The sequence below is a fragment of the Mesorhizobium silamurunense genome (genome assembly GCF_014843905.1).
GTDB lineage: Bacteria > Pseudomonadota > Alphaproteobacteria > Rhizobiales > Rhizobiaceae > Mesorhizobium > Mesorhizobium silamurunense.
In genome coordinates this window covers 45,698-65,486 of sequence record NZ_LPVS01000104.1, presented here as the reverse complement: position 1 = coordinate 65,486, position 19,789 = coordinate 45,698, and the positions used below count along the sequence as shown (strand labels likewise).

Genomic DNA, 19,789 nt, shown 5'->3' with positions numbered 1-19,789 from the left:
GGTTCATAGTGGCTAGAAATCCCAAGATCACCTTCATCGGCGCCGGCTCGACGGTGTTCATGAAGAACATTGTCGGCGACGTGCTGCAGCGGCCGGCGCTGTCAGGCGCGACGATCGCGCTGATGGACATCAATCCGCAGCGGCTGGAAGAGAGTGCCGTCGTCGTCAACAAGCTGATCGCGACACTCGGCGTGAGGGCGAAGGCCGAGACCTATTCCGACCAGCGCAAGGCGCTCGCCGGCGCCGACTTCGTCGTCGTCGCCTTCCAGATCGGCGGCTACGAGCCCTGCACCGTCACCGACTTCGAGGTGCCGAAGAAATACGGCCTGCGCCAGACGATCGCCGACACGCTCGGCGTCGGCGGCATCATGCGCGGATTGAGGACCGTGCCGCATCTGTGGAAGATCTGCGAGGACATGCTCGCTGTCTGCCCCGAGGCGATCATGCTGCAATACGTCAACCCGATGGCAATCAACACCTGGGCGATCGCCGAGAAATACCCTGCCGTCAAGCAGGTCGGTCTCTGCCATTCGGTGCAAGGCACGGCGATGGAACTGGCGCACGACCTCGACATTCCCTACGAGGAAATCCGCTACCGTTCGGCCGGCATCAACCACATGGCCTTCTATCTGAAGTTCGAGCACCGCCAGCCGGACGGGTCGTACCGCGACCTCTATCCCGACCTTGTCCGCGCCTATCGCGAAGGCCGCGCGCCCAAGCCCGGCTGGAACCCGCGCTGCCCCAACAAGGTGCGCTACGAGATGCTGACCCGGCTCGGCTATTTCGTCACCGAAAGCTCGGAGCATTTCGCCGAATACACTCCCTATTTCATCAAGGACGGTCGCCCCGACCTGATCGAGAAATACGGCATCCCGCTCGATGAATATCCGAAGCGCTGCATCGAGCAGATCGAGCGCTGGAAGGGACAGGCGGAGGCCTACCGCTCGGCCGACCGGATCGAGGTCGAGCAATCGAAGGAATACGCCTCCTCGATCATGAACTCGGTCTGGACCGGCGAGCCGTCGGTGATCTACGGCAATGTCCGCAACAATGGCTGCATCACTTCATTGCCCTTCGATTGCGCGGCCGAATTGCCGTGCCTGGTCGATGCCTCGGGCATACAGCCGACCTATATCGGCGACCTGCCGCCGCAGCTCACAGCGCTGATTCGCACCAACATCAACGTGCAGGAACTGACGGTGCGGGCGCTGATGGCGGAAAATCGCGAGCACATCTACCACGCGGCGATGATGGATCCGCACACCGCGGCCGAACTCGATCTCGACCAGATCTGGTCGCTGGTCAACGACCTGATCGCCGCTCACGGTGACTGGCTGCCGGCCTGGGCGCGTAGCGGCCGCAAAAGCGCGGCTGCCTGATCAGGCGCCAGCCTTCTCGCGCTCGACGGCGCGCCAGCCGATGTCGCGGCGGCAGAAGCCCTGCGGCCAGTCGATACGGTCGACCGCCGCATAGGCCTTCTTCTGCGCCTCCCCGACTGTGGCGCCGGTTGCTGTGACGTTGAGCACGCGGCCGCCATTGGCGACCAGCGCGCCGCCGTTGATGGCGGTGCCGGCATGGAATATCTCGGCGCCTTCGCTCGCGGCCTCCTCCAAGCCGCGGATGACCGAGCCCTTTTCCGGCGTGCCGGGATAGCCCCTCGCCGCCATCACCACGGTGAGCGCCGCCTTGTCGCTCCAGCGCGCCGACATGTGCGCGAGCTGGCCGTCGACGGCGGCGTTGAGGAGCACGAGCAGGTCGTCCTTCAGCCGCATCATCAGCACCTGGCATTCGGGATCGCCGAAGCGGGTGTTGTATTCGATGAGCTTCGGGCCTTGATCGGTGATCATCAGCCCGGCGAAGAGAATGCCGGCGAAAGGCGAGCCGAGATTGGCCATGCCGCGCATGGTCGGCTCGATGATCTCGCGCATGCTTCGCTCGGTCATTTCGGGCGTCATCACCGGCGCCGGCGAATAGGCGCCCATGCCGCCGGTGTTCGGGCCGGTATCGCCGTCGCCGACGCGCTTGTGGTCCTGCGCGGTGCCGAAGGGCAGTGCCGTGGCGCCGTCGCACAGGCAGAAGAAGCTCGCCTCCTCGCCGGTCAGATATTCCTCGACGACCACCTCGGCACCGGCGGCGCCAAAAGCGCCGTCGAAACAGGCCTCGAGCGCGGCCAGCGCCTCCTCCAGCGTCATGGCGATGGTGACGCCCTTGCCGGCGGCAAGCCCGTCGGCCTTGATGACGATCGGCGCGCCCGTCTTCTCAACATAGGCCTTCGCCGAGACGAGATCGCTGAAGCGGCCATAGGCGGCGGTCGGGATGTTGAATTTCGCGCAGAGGTCCTTGGTGAAGCCTTTCGAGCCTTCGAGCCGCGCCGCCGCCTTGGACGGACCGAAGACGCGGATACCCCAGGCGCGCAGGTCGTCGGCGATGCCGGCCACCAACGGGGCTTCCGGACCGACCACGACGAGGTCGATCTTCTTCTCCTGGCAGAAGGCAGCCACGGCGGAATGGTCGGAAATGTCGAGCTTGACCAGTTCGGCAACGCGGCCGAAGCCGGGATTGCCGGGCGAGGCATAGAGCTTCGTCAGCAGCGGCGAGGCGGACATCTTCCAGCCAAGCGCATGTTCGCGGCCGCCCGAGCCGAGAAGAAGAACGTTCATGGCCACCTCTTGCTGATCGTCTCCCTGAACCCGCTATTGGTCCGCGGGCGACGGGTCAAGGCGTGTTGGCAATTTGGCGGCAATTGCGCACGGGAACATGGCCCTCATCAAGAAGAGATGAGACAAGGTCGAGCCTGGCGAGGTGGTCCGGCCGATCAGTCCCCCGGAAAACGCCTCAGCTCTGGAAAACGATGGGGAACCAGTCCTCGCGCAGTTTCTGGCCGGGCTTCATGTCGTGGCCCGGATAGGGCGGCGAGGTGCGGCCCGGACGCTCGACATAATGCGCGTCGTCGCCGACCCAGCGCAGCGACAGCGCCCGGCGCCGGGCCGAGGTCATGTTGCCGCGCGCGCCATGGGCGGTGCGGAAATCGAACAGGATGGCATCGCCGGGCTCCATCTCCCATTCGAGGACTTTCATCGACGGGTCGTTGTCGGGATCGGGCACCGGCAGGTAGTCGCCCTCGTCGGCATAGAAATTGCTGTCATTCAGCCAGCGCACCGGCAGGACCATCTTGTCCCACTTGTGGGAGCCGGCGATCAGCCGAAGCGTCGCCTCCTTCACCGGATCGATCGGGATCCAGAAGCTCACCGTCTGACTGCCGTCGACGAAATAGTAGGGGATGTCCTGGTGCCATGGCGTCGGTTTCTGCGTTCCGGGCTCCTTGACCAGCACATGGTCGTGGAAGAACTGCGCGCTGCGCGACTGCATGACGGCGGCCGCCAGTTCAGCGGCGGGCGATTCCCGTACGATCCTGACGAATTCCGGGATGCGCTCCCAGTTGCAATAGTCGTCGAAGAAGCTGCCCTTGCCGTTGGCGATGTCGGAGGCGGTGGCGCTGCGGTTTTGCATGTTGCGCTCGATGCCGTCGGCGATGACATCGACCCAGTCCCTGAACGCGCCGCGGATGCAGACCGCGCCATCGCGCTGGTAGTCGGCAATCGTTGCGGCGTCGATTTTTTGGCTGGCCATGTCGCTCTCCTAGAGTTGAGGGCCCAACTATCGCAGCCGCCTAATATCGAGTAAAATAATAACTTCTCATCTCACTTATAGTTTTACTCTATGGCTTTGACCCTCACGCAGTTGCGCTATGTCGTCGCCGTGGCACGCTACGGCAGCGTCACCATGGCCGCCAAGGCGCTGAATGTGTCGCAGCCTTCAATCTCGGTGGCGATCGACCACATCGAGGACGCGCTCGGCCAAAAGCTGTTCGCGCGCCAGCGGGGAAGCGGCATCGCGCTGACGTCGTTCGGCCGCGGCGCCGTTGCGAAGGCCAGGCAGGTGCTGGCCGAGGCGGATGAGTTGGCCGCGCTCGGATCGCGCGAAGCCGACGTCGGCGGCGAACTGGTGCTCGGCTGCTTCGAGGATCTGGCGCCCTATTTCGCGCCGGCGCTGATCCGTTCGTTCTCCGAGCGCTGTCCGTCGGTGACCGTCATCGTCCGCGACGAGACCTTCGAGACGCTCGGACGGCGCCTGGCCGACAGCGCCGTCGATCTCGGCCTGACCTACGATCTCGGCCTGCCGGCGCATTTCAAGCGCATCCTCTTGCATGAGCTTCGGCCGCACGCGCTGCTGCCGGCCGGCCATGTGCTGGCGGACAAGCAGACAGTCAGCCTGGCGGATCTCGCCGCTCACCCGCTGATCACAACCGATCAGCCGCACAGCTGGCAGCACATGCTCGATCTCTTCCTCAGCCGCGGCCTGTCGCCCGTCACCCAGTCATCGACAAGCTCGTTCGAGTTGCAGCGCAGCATGGTGGCCAACGGCTTCGGCGTCGCGGTCAGCTATACAAGGCCGCATGGCGACATGAGCTATGACGGCCTGCCGCTGATCTGCAAGCCGATTTCCGACCCGCTTCCCATGCAGCGCATTATTCTCGCCCACGACACGCGCCAGCGCTTGCCGAAGGCGGCGCTCGCCTTCATCGAGACGGCGAAAGCGTGGTTCGCCAGTCACGATGTTTTCACCACTTGAGCGACAACGCGGCCGCTTGACGCCGCCCATCGCTGCTGCCACTCCATCGCGATGGAAACCATCCAGTCGAAAGCGGCCCAGGGCCGCGTCGCCGACGCACCGAGCGGCCATTGGGTCTACCGGGTGCTGCCGCGCTGGCTGTGGCCCTATGCGCAGCTCGCGCGCTGGGACCGGCCGATCGGCTGGCAATTGCTTTTGTGGCCCTGCTGGTGGTCGGCAGCCCTTGCGGCTAGCGCCTATCCGCGCCCGACGGATCCGCTGCTGACGCTGCTGCCGGCGCCCTGGTACCTGCTCCTGTTCTTCGTCGGCGCCGTCGCCATGCGCGGCGCCGGCTGCACCTACAACGACATCGTCGACGAGGACATCGACAACCAGGTCGAGCGCACCCGCTCGCGGCCGCTGCCGGCCGGCAAGGTGACCCGCCGCCAGGCGTGGGCGTTTCTGATCATCCAGGCGCTGGTCGGGCTTGGCGTGCTTTTGCAGTTCAACAGCTTCGCCATTCCGCTGGGCATCGCCTCGCTCGCCATCGTCGCCGTCTATCCGTTCATGAAGCGCATCACCAACTGGCCGCAATTCGTGCTTGGGTTGGCCTTCTCCTGGGGCGCGCTGATGGGTTGGGCGGTCGAGTTCGGCGACCTCGATGGCCCCGCCATCATGCTCTACATCGGCTCGATCCTGTGGGTGATCGGCTACGACACGATCTATGCGCATCAGGACAAGGAAGACGACGCCATCGTCGGCGTGCGCTCGACGGCGCGGCTCTTCGGCGACAACACCAAGACCTGGCTGGTCGGTCTCTATGGCGGCACGCTCGTCTGCTTCGCCATCGCCTTTGCCTCGGCGCAGGTGCCGATGCCGGCGCTGGCCGGGCTGATCGCAGCCGGCGCGCATATGGCGCGCCAGATCATCCGGCTCGACATCAACGATCCGGACCAATGCCTGAAGCTGTTCAAGTCGAACAACCAGGTCGGCTGGCTGATCTTCCTGGGGCTGATTGGCGGCGCGCTGTGGGTGGCGCTGAAGCCGCTGGTGTAAGGGAAGTCTCCCTTCTCCCCGTCACTATGCCGCCCCTCATCGCCCTGCCGGGCACTTCTCCCCGTATAGTGACGGGGAGAAGAAGGCTGTCATCGGCGGTTTCGCCAATCGTCAGCGTGACAAGCAGACTACTCCCGCGCGATGATTTCCTCGCCGCCGATGACGAGCCGCAGGCCGAGATTGCCGGTCCTGCGGCGGGCGAGGAAGCGCGGGCGGCGCATGTTGGAGACACGGCCCTTGCGGCGTTCCTGCGGCGGCAGCGCCTTGATGGCGGCGCCGAGCGATTCTTCCAGCGTGCGGGCAATGCCGTCGGCCTCGATCAGAAGCATCGGCAGGCGATAGGCGTCGGCCCAGGCGCGCCAGTCGGCGGCGACGTCGTCGAGATCGTCGGCGACCAAAAGCGGCACCGACAGCATCGGATCATTGTGCAGGAGTTCGAGCGTCACGGTGACGTTGCCGTCGGGATCTTCCATGGCGCGGGCGGCGACGCCGCGGAACGCATTGGCGGGCAGCGCGATGATCGCCGGCACGCCGCTCATCTCCAGCATGCGCCGGATGACGGCGCCGCGCTGGTCGATAGTGAAGGTGACATCGCCATAGTCGTCGCGTGTGGCATAGCTTACCATCTGCGGCAGGCGAAACGGGTCGAGGCGCATGTTGCGTCCCGCCCAGACTGGCTTCAGTCCAGTGTTCATCGAATGCCTTCCTGTTTCTCCTGAGGGCCGTTTTCCGGTTCTCTCCGGGCCGGTTTTTCCGGCCTCGTTATGAGGAGAAACATTAGCGCTCGCTTCTTACCGCCGCGCTTAAGAAAGTCAGTTAAATTTTGCTGATCGGAGCCGATGGTTATCGGAATGCGACCAACCACAAGAGCGGTTCATCCTTTTGATAGAATTGCTGAACCGCTCTCGGCATTGTTTTGCGCAATTCCGGACGGAAAACCGCTGTGAACTTTTCCTGGAATTGCTTTAGATGTTGGAAGAATTAGATAACCTTACCGGGATTCATGATTCCGGCCGGATCGAAGGCCGCCTTCACGCGGCGCATCAGATCGATCGCCATCGGCGGCGCCGTGGCGATGAGCTCGTCGCGCTTCAGCTGGCCGATGCCATGCTCGGCCGAGATCGAGCCGTGGAAGGAGCGCACGACGTCGTGCACGGCCTTGTTCATGGGATGGTACAGGTCGAGAAACGCCGCGTCCTGCCAGTCCACGGGGCGGGAGATGTTGTAGTGAAGATTGCCGTCGCCCATGTGGCCGAAGCAGACGACGCGCGCGCCGGAGCAAACCGTCTCCACCACCCCGGCCGCCTTTTCGATGAAGTCCGGGATCGCGGCGATCGGCACCGAGATGTCATGCTTGATCGAAGCGCCCTCCGGCTTCTGGCACTCGGGCAGCACTTCGCGGAAATTCCAGATGGCATCACCCTGGGCAAGGCTGGCCGCGACCACCGCGTCGCCGACGATGCCGCGCTCGAGGCCGGCGGCAAGCACCTCCTCGATCAACGCCCTGCCGTCCTCTTCCGAGCGGCCCGACGAGATCTGCATCAGCACATACCATGGCCAGTCGTCGGCCAGCGGCCGCGCCACGCCCTGCGCATGCTTCAATGTGAAGTCGTACGGCCTCTTGCCGATCAGCTCGAAAGCAGTGAGCGCTGCCCCGGCCTGGTCCGTCGCCAGGGTGAATAGCGACAACGCAGCCTGAGCCGAAGACAGGCCGACGAAGGCGACCTCCCTGCCCTTCGGCTTGGGAAAGAGCTTCAGCACCGCGGCAGTGATGACGCCAAGCGTGCCCTCGGCGCCGACGAAGAGGTTTTTTAGATCGTAGCCGGTGTTGTCCTTCTTCAGCTTGCGCAGATCGTCGAACACTTCGCCGGTCGGCAGCACCACCTCGACGCCCAGGCAGAGCTCGCGCGCATTGCCATAGGCAAGCACGCCGGTGCCGCCGGCGTTCGAAGACAGATTGCCGCCGATCTGGCAGGAGCCTTGGGCCGCGAGCGACAGCGGAAACAGCCGGTCGGCAGCGTCGGCCGCTTCCTGCAGCGTCTGCAGGATGACGCCGGCCTCGGCGGTGACCGTGTTCGACAAAACATCGATCTCGCGGATGCGGTTCAGCCGCGAGAGCGACAGCACGATATCGTGCCCGGACTTGTCCGGCACCTGGGCGCCGACCAGGCCGGTGTTGCCGCTCTGCGGCACGACCGGCGTTCCGGTCTCGGTCGCCAGCCGCATGATGCGGCTCACTTCCTCGACGCTGCCCGGCCGCAGCACCAGCGACGTCCTACCATGCCAGAGGCCGCGCCGCTCGGTTATGTAAGGCGCGATGTCGGCCTGGTCGCGCAGCGCGTATTTGTCGCCGACGATTGCCGCGAACCGGTCGATGAGGTGGGGGTCGAGATCGAAAGGCTGGTCGTTCATGAGCCCAAACCTATGGTGCTCAGGCGATCTTGTCACGCGGGGCGGCGGCGCGCGCGAGCCGGTCGTTGATCGCTTCCCCCAGGCCCTCAAGCGGGATCGGCTCGACGGCGATGGTGGCGGCGCCGCTGCGGTCGAGCGCCTGCATATAGGCGAACAGATTGGTCGCGGCTTCGCGCAGATCGCCGGCCTCGGAGAGATTGCGCACCGCCACGGCATCCCGCCAGCCTTCGGCGCGATCGCGGCCGAAGGCGAGCAGCGCCTCGCCGCTCGCGATCTTGCCGACATTGAGCCGCATCGATGCGCCCGGCGCGTAATGCGAGGCGAGCATGCCCGGCGCCTCGATGCCGGCAGCGCCGCGCATCATCTTTATGCCCGCAATAGCTTCGATCTCGCCGGCAGCGATGCCGCCGGGCCTCAGCAGCCACAGCTTGCCGTCCTCGATCTTGACGATGGTCGATTCCAGGCCGACGGGCGTCGCGCCGCCATCGACCACCAGCTTGATCTTCTCGCCGAGATCGGCCGCCACGGCCTCGGCCGTCGTGGCGCTGATCCTGCCGGAGGAATTGGCGCTGGGAGCCGCGAGCGGCCGGCCGAGCCGCGCGATCAGCTCACCGCCGAAGCCTCTCGGCATGCGCAGCGCGATCGTATCCAGCCCTGCGGTGACCAGCGGATGGATGCCGTTTTGCGCGCGCTGCGGCAGCACCAGCGTCAGCGGACCGGGCCAGAAGGCCTCGGCCAGTTTCACCGACAGCGGATCGAAGCCGGCGATGCGGCCTGCCATGGCGAGGTCGGCGACATGGGCGATCAGCGGGTTGAAGTGCGGGCGGCCCTTGGCCTCGAAGATGCGCGCCACTGCGACGCCGTTGGTGGCGTCGCCCGCCAGCCCGTAGACGGTCTCGGTCGGGATGGCGACGACATCGCCGCCTTCGAGCAGCGCCAGCGCCCGCTCCATCGCCTCGCCGACGGCAAGTATCTCAGCCAAATTCACCACCGATCCTGAACACGCGGGTCCCCGTAATACGGCATGGAACAAGGGGCAAGGGCGGCCATTGGCGATTTATCAATCCCTAAAATGTTAAGTTTCCGCGCAAGCCGGCATCAATTCGCCGCCCCTAGGGTGCGGATTTCCGGTTGTTGGGCTCGGGAGTTATCGTGATGCGTATGCTTTGCTTTGACGCAATTGCGGACGGAAAACCGTTACGCATTTTTCCTGGAATTGCTCTGGGAGCGGTCGGTATCGGGCTTTTGGCGACGACCGGCTTGGCGCAGGCTTCGTCCATTGTCGTGCCTGGCGTTCCAACCTCGACGCCATCCGTTGTCAGGCTGGCCGCGATCGAGCCCGGCAAGGTTTCCGAGGCTTCCACGCCATCCATAGTGGCGCTCGACGAGCCGGTGCCAGCCGTCACCGATGAGAAGGTGGCCGCAATCCCGGAGAAGTCCGGGCAGAGGCACGCGCAGGCGCCGACGATCATTCGCGGCGGTATCGTCGGTGGCGCTTCAGCAGCGCCCGCGGCGACCGCCTCGGCCAAATCCCCAGCGCCGGCGGCTGCAACACCGGCAAACGGCACTGCGCCGGCTGCGGCCACGTCTCCCAACGGCACGGCCGCGGCGGCCCCCAACGGCGACACCAAAACGGCCGACAACAAGGCCGCCGCGACCGCAGGCGCTTCGGACGGCCAGGCGCAGCCGCAAGCCCAACCGCAAGAGCCCCCGATATCGCCGCGCTTCAGCAAGGCAATGTAGGCGCGCAACCCTTCAGGACCGACAAAAAGGGGCGACGCGGCCCGTGTCGCCCCTCCTTCTTTCCAAGCGGCGAGAAACGGCTCAGGCCGCTTCTTCCTTGTCGTCATCTTCGGACTCGTCGTCGTCTTCGCCGTCTTCATCTTCGTCGTCGCCCGAGGCCTTGGCTTCTTCGTCGGCGTCCGCATCGTCGTCGCCGTCTTCGTCGTCCTCATCCTCCGACTCGCCGCCCGAGGCTTCCTCATCGGCGTCTTCGCCGCCTTCTTCTTCATCGTCTTCAGACGGTTCGGCGGCTTCGACCGCTGCGGCGGCGGCGTGGTCGAGCATGTTGTCGGAAGCGATTTCGGTGGCCCCGGCGGCGGCCGGGGTCTCTTCGGTCAATTCGATATCGTGAACGGAATTCATGGCATGCCTCCGTGGTTGGGAACGTCTTAAGGCGCGTCGCGCTGAAATGAATTCAGGCGACGCGCCTTAAGTCTTTGTCTGATGCATGTCGTTGTCCCAGAACCGCTGAACACTTCTGGGCGACATGCATTGGTTCTCCCATGCGGAGGTCATCGCCATATGACTGTAAGCCGGCTCCGGCGCGTTAAATTTCGGATGCCAAATTGTTGAAACGCGCCCGCATCCTAGCGGATGCAGGCGGCTTCGAACGTGCGATTTTTCGGGTCGTCAGCCGACGATTTTTGAAAAATCGGCGACCTGATCGGTGGCGGCGCGGATACGGGCAAGCAGCGCCAGGCGGTTGGCGCGCACGGCCTGGTCCTCATCATTCACGAGAACGCCTTCAAAGAATGAATCAACGGGCTCGCGTAACACGCTAAGTGTCAGCATGGCGGTGGAAAAATCTTCTTTTTGAATCGCTTTGCCGGCTTCCTTCTCGGCCTGATTCACCGCGGAAAACAGCTTCTTTTCCGCGTCTTCACGGAATAGTGCCGGCTCAACAGTCTCGGCGACCAGCGTTTTCTTCTTCTCCTCGGCGGCCAGGATGTTAGCTGCGCGCTTGGTGCCGGCCAGCAGGTTCCTGCCGTCCTCGGTGTCGAGCAAAGAGCCGAGCGCCTCGACACGACGAACGATCTGCAGAAGGTCGTCGGACTGCGGGGTGATGACGGCGTCGATCAGGTCGTACCGCGCGCCCTGGTCGCGAAGATAGACTTTTAGACGATCGTGGAAGAAAGCAAGCAGGTCGGATATCTGACCGGTACCGTTGGCGAAGTCCGCAAAGGCCTTGGCGAAGACCGAAGTCAGTCCCAGGCGAATGCGGTTCTCGATCAGGATCCTGACCATGCCGAGCGCTGCCCGCCGCAGCGCGAACGGGTCCTTACTGCCGGTCGGCTTTTCATCAATCGCCCAGAAACCGGTGAGCGTGTCGAGCTTGTCGGCGAGCGCGACGGCAACCGACACCGGATCGGTCGGCACGCGGTCGGACGGGCCTTGCGGCTTGTAGTGCTCCTCGGCGGCCGCGGCCACCGATGAATGCTCGCCCTGCAGCAGCGCATATTTGCGGCCCATCGCGCCCTGAAGTTCCGGAAACTCGCCCACCACTTCGGTTTGCAGGTCGGCCTTGGCAAGCACCGCAGCGCGGGCGACGAGCGCGCGATCGGTGCCGACGACCGGAGCCAGCTCCTCAGCCAGGCGCTTGATCCGCGCGACCCTTGCGCCCTGCGTGCCCAACTTGGCGTGGAAGGTGACATTGAGGTGATCGAGCCGCGCCATGCGCTGGTCGAGCGGCTTCTTCAGATCCAGGTCGAACTTTGCCGCCGATTCCACGAGTTGGTCGAGATCCGGCAAATCGCCCTGGTCGGTCTTCCAGAAATAGAGCGCATCGGAAAGGCGTGCGCGCACCACCTTGCCGTTGCCGTAGGCGATCTCCTTGCCGCCGTCCTTCGCCTCGATGTTGGCGACCAGGATGAAGCGGTTGGAGAGGTCTTCGCCCGCGCCTTGCGGCTGGGTGACGAAACACTTCTGGTTGGCACGGATGGTGAGCCGGATGACCTCGGCCGGAATGGTGAGGAAATCCTGCTCGAACTCGCCCATCAGCACGACCGGCCATTCGACCAGGCCGGACACTTCTTCCAGCAGACCTTCATCCTCGACGAGATCGAGCCCGTTGGCGAAGGCGACGTTGCGCGCGTCGGCGAGGATGATCTCCTTGCGCCGGTCGGCATCGAGCACGACCTTCGCCGCTTCGAGCTTGGCCACGTAGTCGTCGAAACGGCGAACCGTGATCGGACCCGGCGCGTGGAAGCGGTGGCCGTAGGTGACGTTGCCGGAGCGGATGCCGTCGATCTCGAAATCGACCACCACCGGCTCCTCGGTCTCCGGGCCGAAGGTGCAGACGATCGATTGCAGCGGCCGCACCCAGCGCAGCGAACCGGGGTTGGCCGAGGCCGGCCCCCAGCGCATCGACTTCGGCCAGGGGAAGTTTTTGATGATGCCCGGCACCAGCTCGGCAATGATCTCCTCCGCCGCCCTGCCCGGCTTCGCGATGTGGGCGACGTAGAAGTCGCCCTTCTTCGGATCGGAATGGACATGCGCCTCGGCGATCGAGGCAAGGCCAGCCTTGCGCAGGAAACCCTGCACCGCCTGCTCCGGCGCCGTGGTCGAGGGCCCCTTGATCTCCTCACGAATGTCCTTCGAGCGCGCCGTCAGCCCGCGGATGTCGAGCGCCAGGCGCCGCGGCGTCCAGTATTCGCGCGCCGCCTCGTAGGTCAGGCCCGCCTCGACCAGACCGTCGGTCAGCATCTTCCTGAGATCGCCCGCCGCCTTGCGCTGCATGCGGGCGGGGATTTCCTCGGAGCGAAGTTCCAGTAGCAGGTCAGGCATCGACAGGGCTCTTGCGGCAGGAATGTCCGCGCGGGGCATAGCAACTCGGCCGGCCGCTGTCACCCTGCATGCGGATCCCCTTTTTGATCGATTTCCGGAAATTTTGCGGCTGGCTGTCGGGAAGAAGCGAACCTGCCCGTCCTAGGAGCAGAAATTCCCATGAACCGAACGCAGCGCTGAAGCGACCAACGCTCAGGCAGAGAACTATTGGCTGAACGACGATGAAGACGGCATCGAGAACCCTGCAGATCCTGGCGCTCAGCGCCTGCTTCGCCGCCCAGATGCATGGCACGTTCTCGATGCCTGGCGTGAGGCAAGCACTGCGCACGATCGATGCCGCAAGCAGCCAAAGCGCGTTGCCGCTGACCGTCGCCGCCGAAATCGCAAAAGCTGTGCTGGGTTAAGCCGCCAGACCGCCCGCCTGCGTCTGCAGGAACGCCTCGCCGCAGGCCTTGGCCAGATTGCGCACGCGCAGGATATAGCTCTGCCGCTCGGTAACGGAGATCACGCCGCGGGCGTCGAGCAGGTTGAAGACGTGGCTTGCCTTGATGCACTGGTCGTAAGCGGGAAAGACCATGCGATGCGCCGCCAGATTGTCGTTCGACGCCGGCGCGCCGGCGGCAAGCAGCGCCTTGCATTCGGCCTCGGCGTCCTCGAAATGCCGGAGCAGCATCGCGGTGTTGGCGAATTCGAAATTGTGGCGCGAATACTCCTGCTCGGCCTGCAGGAAGACATCGCCATAGGTGACCTTGTCGGCGCCCTCGCGGCCGTTGAAGTTCAAGTCGTAGACATTGTCGACGCCCTGCACATACATGGCGAGGCGCTCGAGCCCATAGGTGAGCTCGCCCGCCACCGGCGCGCATTCGATACCGCAGACCTGCTGGAAATAGGTGAACTGCGACACTTCCATGCCGTCGCACCAGCACTCCCAGCCGAGGCCCCAGGCGCCCAGCGTCGGGCTTTCCCAGTCGTCCTCGACGAAGCGGATGTCGTGCAGCAGCGGGTCGACGCCGATCGCCTCGAGCGAGCCGAGATAGAGATCCTGCAGGTTCGGCGGGTTCGGCTTCAGGATCACCTGATACTGATAATAGTGCTGCAGCCGGTTCGGGTTCTCGCCGTAACGGCCGTCCTTCGGCCGGCGCGACGGCTGCACATAAGCTGCATTCCAGCGACGCGGACCGAGCGCTCGCAAGGTGGTTGCCGGATGGAAGGTGCCGGCGCCGACTTCCATGTCGTAGGGCTGCAGGATGACGCAGCCATAGGCCGCCCAGTAATTGTGCAAGGTCAGGATCAGCCCCTGGAAAGAGCGGCTGGGATGCATATGGGCAGGAATCTCGATGGTCACGGCGGCCTCGGAAAGCGCTGGGATTGGGCATTCCCTAGTTGCCGGGCCGGCTAGCGTCAAGGCAGCGCCGCATCACGGAGAGGTTGAACGCTTTGCCGGCGGCTGGCCCATTGCAGGCGGTTCACACTGGCCGTTTGCTCGCGTGAGCCGTAACGACAAAGGTTCCGCCATGCCCGGTCAGCTCACCGTCCGTCCCGTCACCCGGCAAGACTACGAACAGTGGCTGCCGCTCTGGGACGGCTACAACGCATTCTACGGCCGCTCGGGCGAGACAGCGCTTGCCGGCGAGATCACCCAAATGACCTGGTCGCGATTCTTCGATGCCTATGAGCCCGTGCATGCGCTGGTGGCCGAGCGCGACGGCAGGCTTCTCGGCCTCGTTCACTATCTCTACCACCGCTCGACCACGGCGATCGCGCCGAACTGCTATCTGCAGGATCTTTTCACCTCGGAGGCCGCGCGTGGCCAGGGCGTCGGCAGGGCGCTTATCGAAGGCGTCTATGAGCGCGCCAGGGTCGCCGGGTCGGGCCGCGTCTACTGGCTGACGCACGAGACCAACCACACCGCCATGCAGCTCTATGACAAGATCGGCGAGCGCTCGGGGTTCGTCGTCTACCGAAAGCTGTTCTGACAGAGCTGCTGAAAGAATTGCGGGGCCAAAAGGCCCCGCAAAAATGCTTGATTGCGAAATCTCAACCCTTCGGCGGCGCTGTCGGCGGGACCGGCTTGACCTTCGGGGTTTCCTGCGCCGTGTTGGATTCGATCGGCGGCAGGCCCTTGAGCAGCTTCTGCTGCAGGGCGGCAAGCACGTCCGGGTCCGGCTTCAGGTCACGGGCCTGAGTCCATTGGAAGGTCGCTTCCAGCTTGCGGCCGACGCGCCAATAGGCATCGCCCAGATGATCGTTGAGGACCGGATCCTCCGGCTTCAGCGACACGGCGCGCTCCATTTCGCGCACGGCGTCGTCGTACCGGCCGAGGCGGTAATAGGCCCAGCCCAGCGAATCGACGATGTAGCCGTCGCTTGGCCTGAGATCCACGGCCTTCTGGATCATCGCCAGGCCTTCCTTGAGGTTCATGTTCATGTCGACCCAGGAATAGCCGAGATAGTTCAGAACCTGGGGCTGGTCGGGCTGCAGCTCCAGCGCCTTGCGGAAATTGGGCTCGGCCTTCGGCCATTCCTTCAGCCGCTCATAGGCGATGCCGCGCTGGTAGAAGATGTTCCAGTTGGCGGCGGTCGGCGTCTTCAGCTCCTCTGCGGCCTTGTCGTAGAGATTGGCGGCCGAGCGATAGTCCTCCTTGGAGGAGTAGACACCGCCAAGCGCCAGGTAGCCGCGCATGTCGGTCGGATGCGCATCGACATAGCCCTTGAGATGGGCGATCGCCTCGTCGTGGCGGTCGATGTCGGCAAGGTTCAGGCCAAGCTGCAGCTCCGAGAGCTCCTTCAACGGCGAGGAGGCCGGAATGCGGCGATAGAGCGCGATCGCGCCTTCGCCGTCCTTCAACTGCTCGGCGACGGCCGCGAGCTGCACGAGGGCGGCGTCGCTGTCCGGCTTCAGCGCCAGCGCATATTGCAGATAGAGCCGCACGAAAGGCTCGCCGCCGCCACGGTTGAGCGCGGTGGCGAGATCGAGCAGGATTTCCGACGCGCCGTCCGCCGGGCCAGCGACGAGAGGCTCGATCTTGTCGCCCTTGCTGATCCTGTCGCGCAGCGTGGTGATTTCGAGCTTGCCCGGCGCGAAGGCTTCGGCCTGGTTCAGTACCGCAATCGCCTTTGCCTTATCGCCCTTGCGGGCGAGGAACGAGGCATAGGCCTGGGCGTTGCGCATCCACGTCTCGGGCGCGGAGCCGCCGGCGGCCGTGTCGGCCAGGGTAGCGGCGTAGATCTCATCGGCCTTGTCGGAAAGGCCGGCGGCGTCGGCGATCAGCGCGCGATGGAAGGACTTGAACAGGCCGAACCAGTCCGGCCCCTTGAGCTTGTCGATCGAAGCCATCGCCTCGGAGGCATCGCCCGCGCCTTCCTTGGCCCAGCCGTCCATGACGCCCGAGAGCAGCCGGTCGAGATCGGATTCGAGCGACAGCTTCAGCCAGTACTGGGCCTTGGCGTAATCCTTCTTGTGGAAGGAATCGACGGCAAGCGCCAGGCGCGAGAAGCGCTCGACATCGGGCACTTCCTTGAGCTTGTCGGCATAGACCAGCGATTCCTCGAAGCGGCCCTGCGCGACCAGCGCCAGCATCAGGCTCTGCTGCAGCTCGGTATCATTGGGGCCAAAGGCCAGCGCCTGCTTGTAGTAGGCGATGGCATTGTCGAGATCGTTGTCGCTTTCGGCGATATGAGCGGCGAGATAGGCGCCCGAAAAGGACGTGATCTGGATCGGTTGGGCGTTTTCCTTGGCATGGGCAGGCAGCACCGAAAGCGCCACACCCGTCAAAAATGCCAGCCTTGTCAGCCAGCGCGCACGTCCTTGCCGCATTGTATCCCTTTCAGCCAGACGCGATCCCGCCCTTGGCGGACCGCCCACAGACTCGATCTTTTCCAGACAAAGCATGGCCTTTTTGGGGTCAGGCTTCAATCCGGCGCGAATCACAATGCAATCATCCGGCTTAAAAAACGATGCCGCGCGCCAAAAAAGTCCGGCGCGGGACCGACAGGCCAGCGTTGCCTAAAGGCGCGTATCGTGGAATCCGCTGCCGGCAACCGTGCTGCACAGGTCGGACCATTCGCAGCCTAAGCACGCCTGGCGCGTCAGGCCGGAGGAAAACGCCTTCCGCATCCGCGCCAGGCTGGAGGCGTCCAGCACGAACCGCTCTCCGGCCTGGACCAGCCGGCCGAGAAGAGCCCCGACATCGCGCGCCGCGAGCCCGTCCCGCTCGGCCGCGCTTTCGCGCAGGCAATGTGGCTCGGCGGGCTCGTCGAGCATCGGGGCGCAGATGTCGTCCGGCCCGGTAACGATCAGAACCTCTTCGCCCTCGCCCAGCCGCCTCACCACCTTTTCGTAATTGGCGATGAAGGCGGGCGAGTAGCCCTTGCCGACATAGGTCAGAAGGCAGAGCAGATGGTGGGCGCGCAGCCTGATGGTCATCGCGTCTCGGACGAGCGGTCGCGCGGCTCGGCCCGATAGGTCGAGAAGAGCTTCAGCGTCGCGGCGCCCAGCGCCGACTTCAGCAAGCCACCAACGATGAACGGCAGGAAGCCGAAGGTGATCGCCTTCTCGGCGCCGATCATGACTGCGAGCCAGGCCGTGCCAAGAACCAGGCACAGAAGATTGCCGATGAGCATGGCGGCGAAGGCAAGCATCACTCGATTGCCGTTCCAGCCGCGCTCGGCCAGCCAGCCGACAACCGCGCCGACGATCGGGAACGAGAAAAGATAGCCGCCGGTCGGGCCGACGAAATGCTGCACGCCGGCAGCGCCGCCGGCCAGAACCGGGAAGCCCGCGGCACCCTCGACGAGCCAGGCCGCGATGGTGAGCGCGCCGAACCGCCAGCCATAGAGCGCGCCGACCAGCGTCACGGCGAAGGTCTGCATGGTCACCGGAACCGGCACCATCGGCACCTCGATGTAGGACGACAGCGCCAGGAACAGCGAACCGAGAATGACGGCGCCGGCCTTCCAGCCAACGGAGCGACTATCCAGCCTGAGCGGGCTGAAGGAGGGCTTGCGGGTCGAAACGGCGATGTTTGTCACGGTGATGTCCCTGGTTGAAATTATAGATAATTTCTGCATTCGATCTATTATCGAATTCATATTTTTGCAGAGATGGCAAGCATCTATCGCGGAAACGCAAATCGACGAGCGGTGAGGCTGAGCCATTCGGGGTGATTTGGGATTCCCAAAGCCGACATCTGGCGGCGATAGAGCGCAGAAGCATAGCTTGAGTCTGCGTTATCGCTAGCCAACGATGGCGAAGGCGTCGCGGGTCTTGCCGGAGGCGGTCTTGACCGGTTTCTGGCCGATCCATTGCACATGGCGGCCAAGCGTGGCGGCGGCCGATTCCGTGTTGCCTTGCCGAAGCGCGCTCAAAATCGCGCGGTGATCCTGGTCGGTGCGCGTTTCCCATTCGGAGCGCCAGGCCGCGAACAGGAAGCGGGCGCTTGCGGCATGCAGGTCGTCGATGGTGGAAAGCAGTCGCGGCATGTTGCAGGGCGCCAAAATCAGCCGGTGGAAGGTCCGGTTGGCTTCTTCCCAGGAACGGACGTCACGGGATTTGTCGCCCGCCTTGGTCGCCTCCTCGGCCTCATCGAGGATCGCCGGTGTCAGATGCGGGGCGGCGTGGCGCAGCGCCAGCACCTCGAGCGCGGCGCGCATCTCGGCCACTTCCCTGACCTCGCCGAGGTCGAAAGCCGCGACACGCACGCCGCGGCGCGGCTCGCTGATCGCCAGGCCTTGCGCCTCGAGGCGGCGGAAGGCCTCGCGCACCGGGACGTGGCTGGTGCCGAATTCCTCCGCGACATGGTCCTGGCGCAGCCGCGAGCCGGGCTCGATCGAACCCGAAATGATGCGGTCCGCCAATTCCTTGCTGATGCGGACGGCGATCGTGTCCTCTGTATTGGCCATATTTTATAGATAATTTGCGCAGAGGCCGTTTGTCGAGACGGCCGGAACGAGATTCACAGGCGCCCTTCCCAGCGGACGCCAGGCAAGCGCCAGGAGGTGGGCAGGCTCTCAGTTGACGCGGCTGATGCAGAAATCGATGACGTCGATCAGCGCCGACTTCTGCGGCGTCGCCTCCAGCGGCGCCAAGGCGTCGCGGGCGATCTCGCCGAAGTGACGGGCGCGGCCGATCGTGTCGGCGATGGCGCCGTGGCGGGTCATCAGGCCGATCGCCTTTTCGAGCCCCGCATCGTCGGCGACATTGTCCTCGATGGCGCGCTTCCAGAAGGTGCGCTCGGCCTTGGTGCCGCGCCGGTAGGCCAAGATCACCGGCAGCGTCACCTTGCCCTCGCGGAAATCGTCGCCGACATTCTTGCCGAGATCCTTGCTGGAGCCGCCATAGTCGAGCGCGTCGTCGATGAGTTGGAAAGCAAGGCCGAGATTCATGCCGTAGGAGCGCAGCGCCGCGCGGTCGTTGCGGGAGGCGAGCGCAATCACCGGGCCGACCTCCGCGGCGGCCGAGAACAGCGCCGCGGTCTTGGCCTTGATGACGGCGAAATGCTCGTCCTCGGTGGTTTCCAAATTCTTGGCGGCGGCAAGCTGCATCACCTCGCCCTCGGCGATGATGGAGGCGGCGCTCGACAGGATGTCCAAAGCTTCCAGCGAGCCGACCTCGACCATCATGCGAAAAGCCTGGCCGAGCAGGAAATCGCCGACCAGCACGCTCGCCTGGTTGCCCCAGATCATGCGCGCCGTCTTCTTGCCGCGGCGCAGCGCGCTTTCGTCGACGACGTCGTCATGGAGGAGCGTGGCCGTGTGCATGAACTCGACCGCGGTGGCGAGCTTGACGTGGCCTTCGCCGGCATAGCCGAACATCTGGGCGGCGGCGAGCGTCAGCATCGGCCGCAGCCGCTTGCCGCCGGACGATATCAGGTGGTTGGCGACCTCGGGGATCATCTCGACGTCGGAGCCGGCCTTCGACAGGATCAGCTCGTTGACGCGTCCCATATCGGCTGCCGTCAGATCGATGAGATCCTTGATGGAAGCAGGTTCCCGCTTGCCCTCGATATTCAGAACGACACCCACCACGATCACTCCCGTCTCATTGACGCGCACGACAACACCCTGGTCCCGATGGGACTCTAGGTCGGCACAACCGCGCACGGCAAGAGGCGAATTGGCGCGGCTTTGCTGGCGCCGGTCTGCCT

19 protein-coding genes are annotated in these 19,789 nt (G+C 64.6%); 6 read left to right on the top strand and 13 right to left on the bottom strand.

Translation table 11 applies throughout. The features are described from left to right. The first annotated feature begins 8 nt into the window (after positions 1-8). Positions 9-1,379, top strand: a complete 1,371-nt coding sequence (locus tag AU465_RS31480) for an alpha-glucosidase/alpha-galactosidase (RefSeq protein ID WP_192256662.1) — start codon at positions 9-11, stop codon at positions 1,377-1,379. Here AU465_RS31480 and purD read toward each other — a convergent pair whose 3' ends face one another. Further along, positions 1,380-2,660: a phosphoribosylamine--glycine ligase gene (gene purD / locus AU465_RS31475; protein WP_192256660.1), complete on the bottom strand. Its 1,281-nt coding sequence runs from the start codon at positions 2,658-2,660 to the stop codon at positions 1,380-1,382. 175 nt (positions 2,661-2,835) lie between these two features. Continuing rightward, entirely contained in the window at positions 2,836-3,630 is a 795-nt protein-coding gene (locus tag AU465_RS31470; RefSeq protein WP_192256658.1) for a phytanoyl-CoA dioxygenase family protein, read from the bottom strand. A gap of 90 nt (positions 3,631-3,720) precedes the next feature. Between AU465_RS31470 and AU465_RS31465 the strand changes: the two genes are divergently transcribed. After that, positions 3,721-4,632 carry a LysR family transcriptional regulator gene (locus AU465_RS31465; protein WP_192256656.1) on the top strand — a complete coding sequence of 304 codons (912 nt, stop codon included), beginning with the start codon at positions 3,721-3,723 and terminating at the stop codon, positions 4,630-4,632. A gap of 51 nt (positions 4,633-4,683) precedes the next feature. Beyond that, on the top strand, positions 4,684-5,667 hold the full coding sequence (ubiA, locus tag AU465_RS31460) for a 4-hydroxybenzoate octaprenyltransferase (protein WP_192256654.1): 984 nt from the start codon (positions 4,684-4,686) through the stop codon (positions 5,665-5,667). Positions 5,668-5,795: 128 nt separating this feature from the next. On the opposite strand, the gene AU465_RS31455 is transcribed toward ubiA, so the two are convergent. From AU465_RS31455 to AU465_RS31445, 3 genes are all read right to left on the bottom strand, one after another. Then, the gene (locus AU465_RS31455; RefSeq protein ID WP_192256652.1) at positions 5,796-6,362 is read right to left on the bottom strand and encodes a DUF6101 family protein; all 567 of its coding nucleotides are present in this window, start codon (positions 6,360-6,362) and stop codon (positions 5,796-5,798) included. Positions 6,363-6,648: 286 nt separating this feature from the next. Beyond that, positions 6,649-8,079: an FAD-binding oxidoreductase gene (locus AU465_RS31450; protein ID WP_192256649.1), complete on the bottom strand. Its 1,431-nt coding sequence runs from the start codon at positions 8,077-8,079 to the stop codon at positions 6,649-6,651. A gap of 19 nt (positions 8,080-8,098) precedes the next feature. Beyond that, entirely contained in the window at positions 8,099-9,061 is a 963-nt protein-coding gene (locus AU465_RS31445; protein WP_192256647.1) for an L-threonylcarbamoyladenylate synthase, read from the bottom strand. A gap of 278 nt (positions 9,062-9,339) precedes the next feature. Here AU465_RS31445 and AU465_RS31440 point away from each other — a divergent pair, with 278 nt between their 5' ends. Continuing rightward, entirely contained in the window at positions 9,340-9,822 is a 483-nt protein-coding gene (locus tag AU465_RS31440) for a hypothetical protein (RefSeq protein WP_192256645.1), read from the top strand. Positions 9,823-9,903: 81 nt separating this feature from the next. Here AU465_RS31440 and AU465_RS31435 read toward each other — a convergent pair whose 3' ends face one another. Together AU465_RS31435 and glyS are read right to left on the bottom strand one after the other, a co-directional pair. Beyond that, positions 9,904-10,224, bottom strand: a complete 321-nt coding sequence (locus tag AU465_RS31435) for an ATPase (protein ID WP_192256643.1) — start codon at positions 10,222-10,224, stop codon at positions 9,904-9,906. 267 nt (positions 10,225-10,491) lie between these two features. Then, complete coding sequence (glyS, locus tag AU465_RS31430; RefSeq protein WP_192256641.1) at positions 10,492-12,645, bottom strand: glycine--tRNA ligase subunit beta; 2,154 nt, start codon at positions 12,643-12,645, stop codon at positions 10,492-10,494. Between the two features lie 221 nt (positions 12,646-12,866). Here glyS and AU465_RS31425 point away from each other — a divergent pair, with 221 nt between their 5' ends. Then, positions 12,867-13,049 (top strand): hypothetical protein, encoded by a 183-nt coding sequence (locus AU465_RS31425; protein ID WP_192256640.1) that lies wholly within the window; start codon positions 12,867-12,869, stop codon positions 13,047-13,049. On the opposite strand, the gene AU465_RS31420 is transcribed toward AU465_RS31425, so the two are convergent. Beyond that, positions 13,046-13,990: a glycine--tRNA ligase subunit alpha gene (locus AU465_RS31420; RefSeq protein WP_192256638.1), complete on the bottom strand. Its 945-nt coding sequence runs from the start codon at positions 13,988-13,990 to the stop codon at positions 13,046-13,048. The two genes, AU465_RS31425 and AU465_RS31420, sit on opposite strands and share 4 nt — an antisense overlap. 169 nt (positions 13,991-14,159) lie before the next feature. Here AU465_RS31420 and AU465_RS31415 point away from each other — a divergent pair, with 169 nt between their 5' ends. Then, positions 14,160-14,621, top strand: a complete 462-nt coding sequence (locus AU465_RS31415) for a GNAT family N-acetyltransferase (protein WP_192256636.1) — start codon at positions 14,160-14,162, stop codon at positions 14,619-14,621. Between the two features lie 61 nt (positions 14,622-14,682). On the opposite strand, the gene AU465_RS31410 is transcribed toward AU465_RS31415, so the two are convergent. From AU465_RS31410 to AU465_RS31390, 5 genes are all read right to left on the bottom strand, one after another. Continuing rightward, positions 14,683-16,461 (bottom strand): tetratricopeptide repeat protein, encoded by a 1,779-nt coding sequence (locus AU465_RS31410; RefSeq protein ID WP_192256634.1) that lies wholly within the window; start codon positions 16,459-16,461, stop codon positions 14,683-14,685. Positions 16,462-16,650: 189 nt separating this feature from the next. Then, positions 16,651-17,070 carry a DUF1284 domain-containing protein gene (locus tag AU465_RS31405; RefSeq protein WP_192256632.1) on the bottom strand — a complete coding sequence of 140 codons (420 nt, stop codon included), beginning with the start codon at positions 17,068-17,070 and terminating at the stop codon, positions 16,651-16,653. After that, positions 17,067-17,675, bottom strand: a complete 609-nt coding sequence (locus AU465_RS31400) for a biotin transporter BioY (protein ID WP_192256630.1) — start codon at positions 17,673-17,675, stop codon at positions 17,067-17,069. Before AU465_RS31400 ends, AU465_RS31405 begins: the two co-directional genes overlap by 4 nt. A 204-nt stretch (positions 17,676-17,879) precedes the next feature. Continuing rightward, positions 17,880-18,545, bottom strand: coding sequence for a GntR family transcriptional regulator (locus AU465_RS31395; protein ID WP_192256628.1), 666 nt, complete (start codon positions 18,543-18,545; stop codon positions 17,880-17,882). Between the two features lie 108 nt (positions 18,546-18,653). After that, entirely contained in the window at positions 18,654-19,667 is a 1,014-nt protein-coding gene (locus AU465_RS31390; protein WP_192256808.1) for a polyprenyl synthetase family protein, read from the bottom strand. Between the last annotated feature and the right edge of the window lie 122 nt (positions 19,668-19,789).

Excerpts from the sequence above, each read along its gene's own strand:
- purD (WP_192256660.1), bottom strand. The coding sequence starts at position 2,660 with ATGAACGTTCTTCTTCTCGGCTCGGGCGGCCGCGAACATGCGCTTGGC.
- AU465_RS31470 (WP_192256658.1), bottom strand. The coding sequence starts at position 3,630 with ATGGCCAGCCAAAAAATCGACGCCGCAACGATTGCCGACTACCAGCGC.
- AU465_RS31465 (WP_192256656.1), top strand. The coding sequence starts at position 3,721 with ATGGCTTTGACCCTCACGCAGTTGCGCTATGTCGTCGCCGTGGCACGC.
- ubiA (WP_192256654.1), top strand. The coding sequence starts at position 4,684 with ATGGAAACCATCCAGTCGAAAGCGGCCCAGGGCCGCGTCGCCGACGCA.
- AU465_RS31455 (WP_192256652.1), bottom strand. The coding sequence starts at position 6,362 with ATGAACACTGGACTGAAGCCAGTCTGGGCGGGACGCAACATGCGCCTC.
- AU465_RS31450 (WP_192256649.1), bottom strand. The coding sequence starts at position 8,079 with ATGAACGACCAGCCTTTCGATCTCGACCCCCACCTCATCGACCGGTTC.
- AU465_RS31435 (WP_192256643.1), bottom strand. The coding sequence starts at position 10,224 with ATGAATTCCGTTCACGATATCGAATTGACCGAAGAGACCCCGGCCGCC.
- glyS (WP_192256641.1), bottom strand. The coding sequence starts at position 12,645 with ATGCCTGACCTGCTACTGGAACTTCGCTCCGAGGAAATCCCCGCCCGC.
- AU465_RS31425 (WP_192256640.1), top strand. The coding sequence starts at position 12,867 with ATGAAGACGGCATCGAGAACCCTGCAGATCCTGGCGCTCAGCGCCTGC.
- AU465_RS31415 (WP_192256636.1), top strand. The coding sequence starts at position 14,160 with ATGCCCGGTCAGCTCACCGTCCGTCCCGTCACCCGGCAAGACTACGAA.
- AU465_RS31410 (WP_192256634.1), bottom strand. The coding sequence starts at position 16,461 with ATGCGGCAAGGACGTGCGCGCTGGCTGACAAGGCTGGCATTTTTGACG.
- AU465_RS31405 (WP_192256632.1), bottom strand. The coding sequence starts at position 17,070 with ATGACCATCAGGCTGCGCGCCCACCATCTGCTCTGCCTTCTGACCTAT.
- AU465_RS31395 (WP_192256628.1), bottom strand. The coding sequence starts at position 18,545 with ATGGCCAATACAGAGGACACGATCGCCGTCCGCATCAGCAAGGAATTG.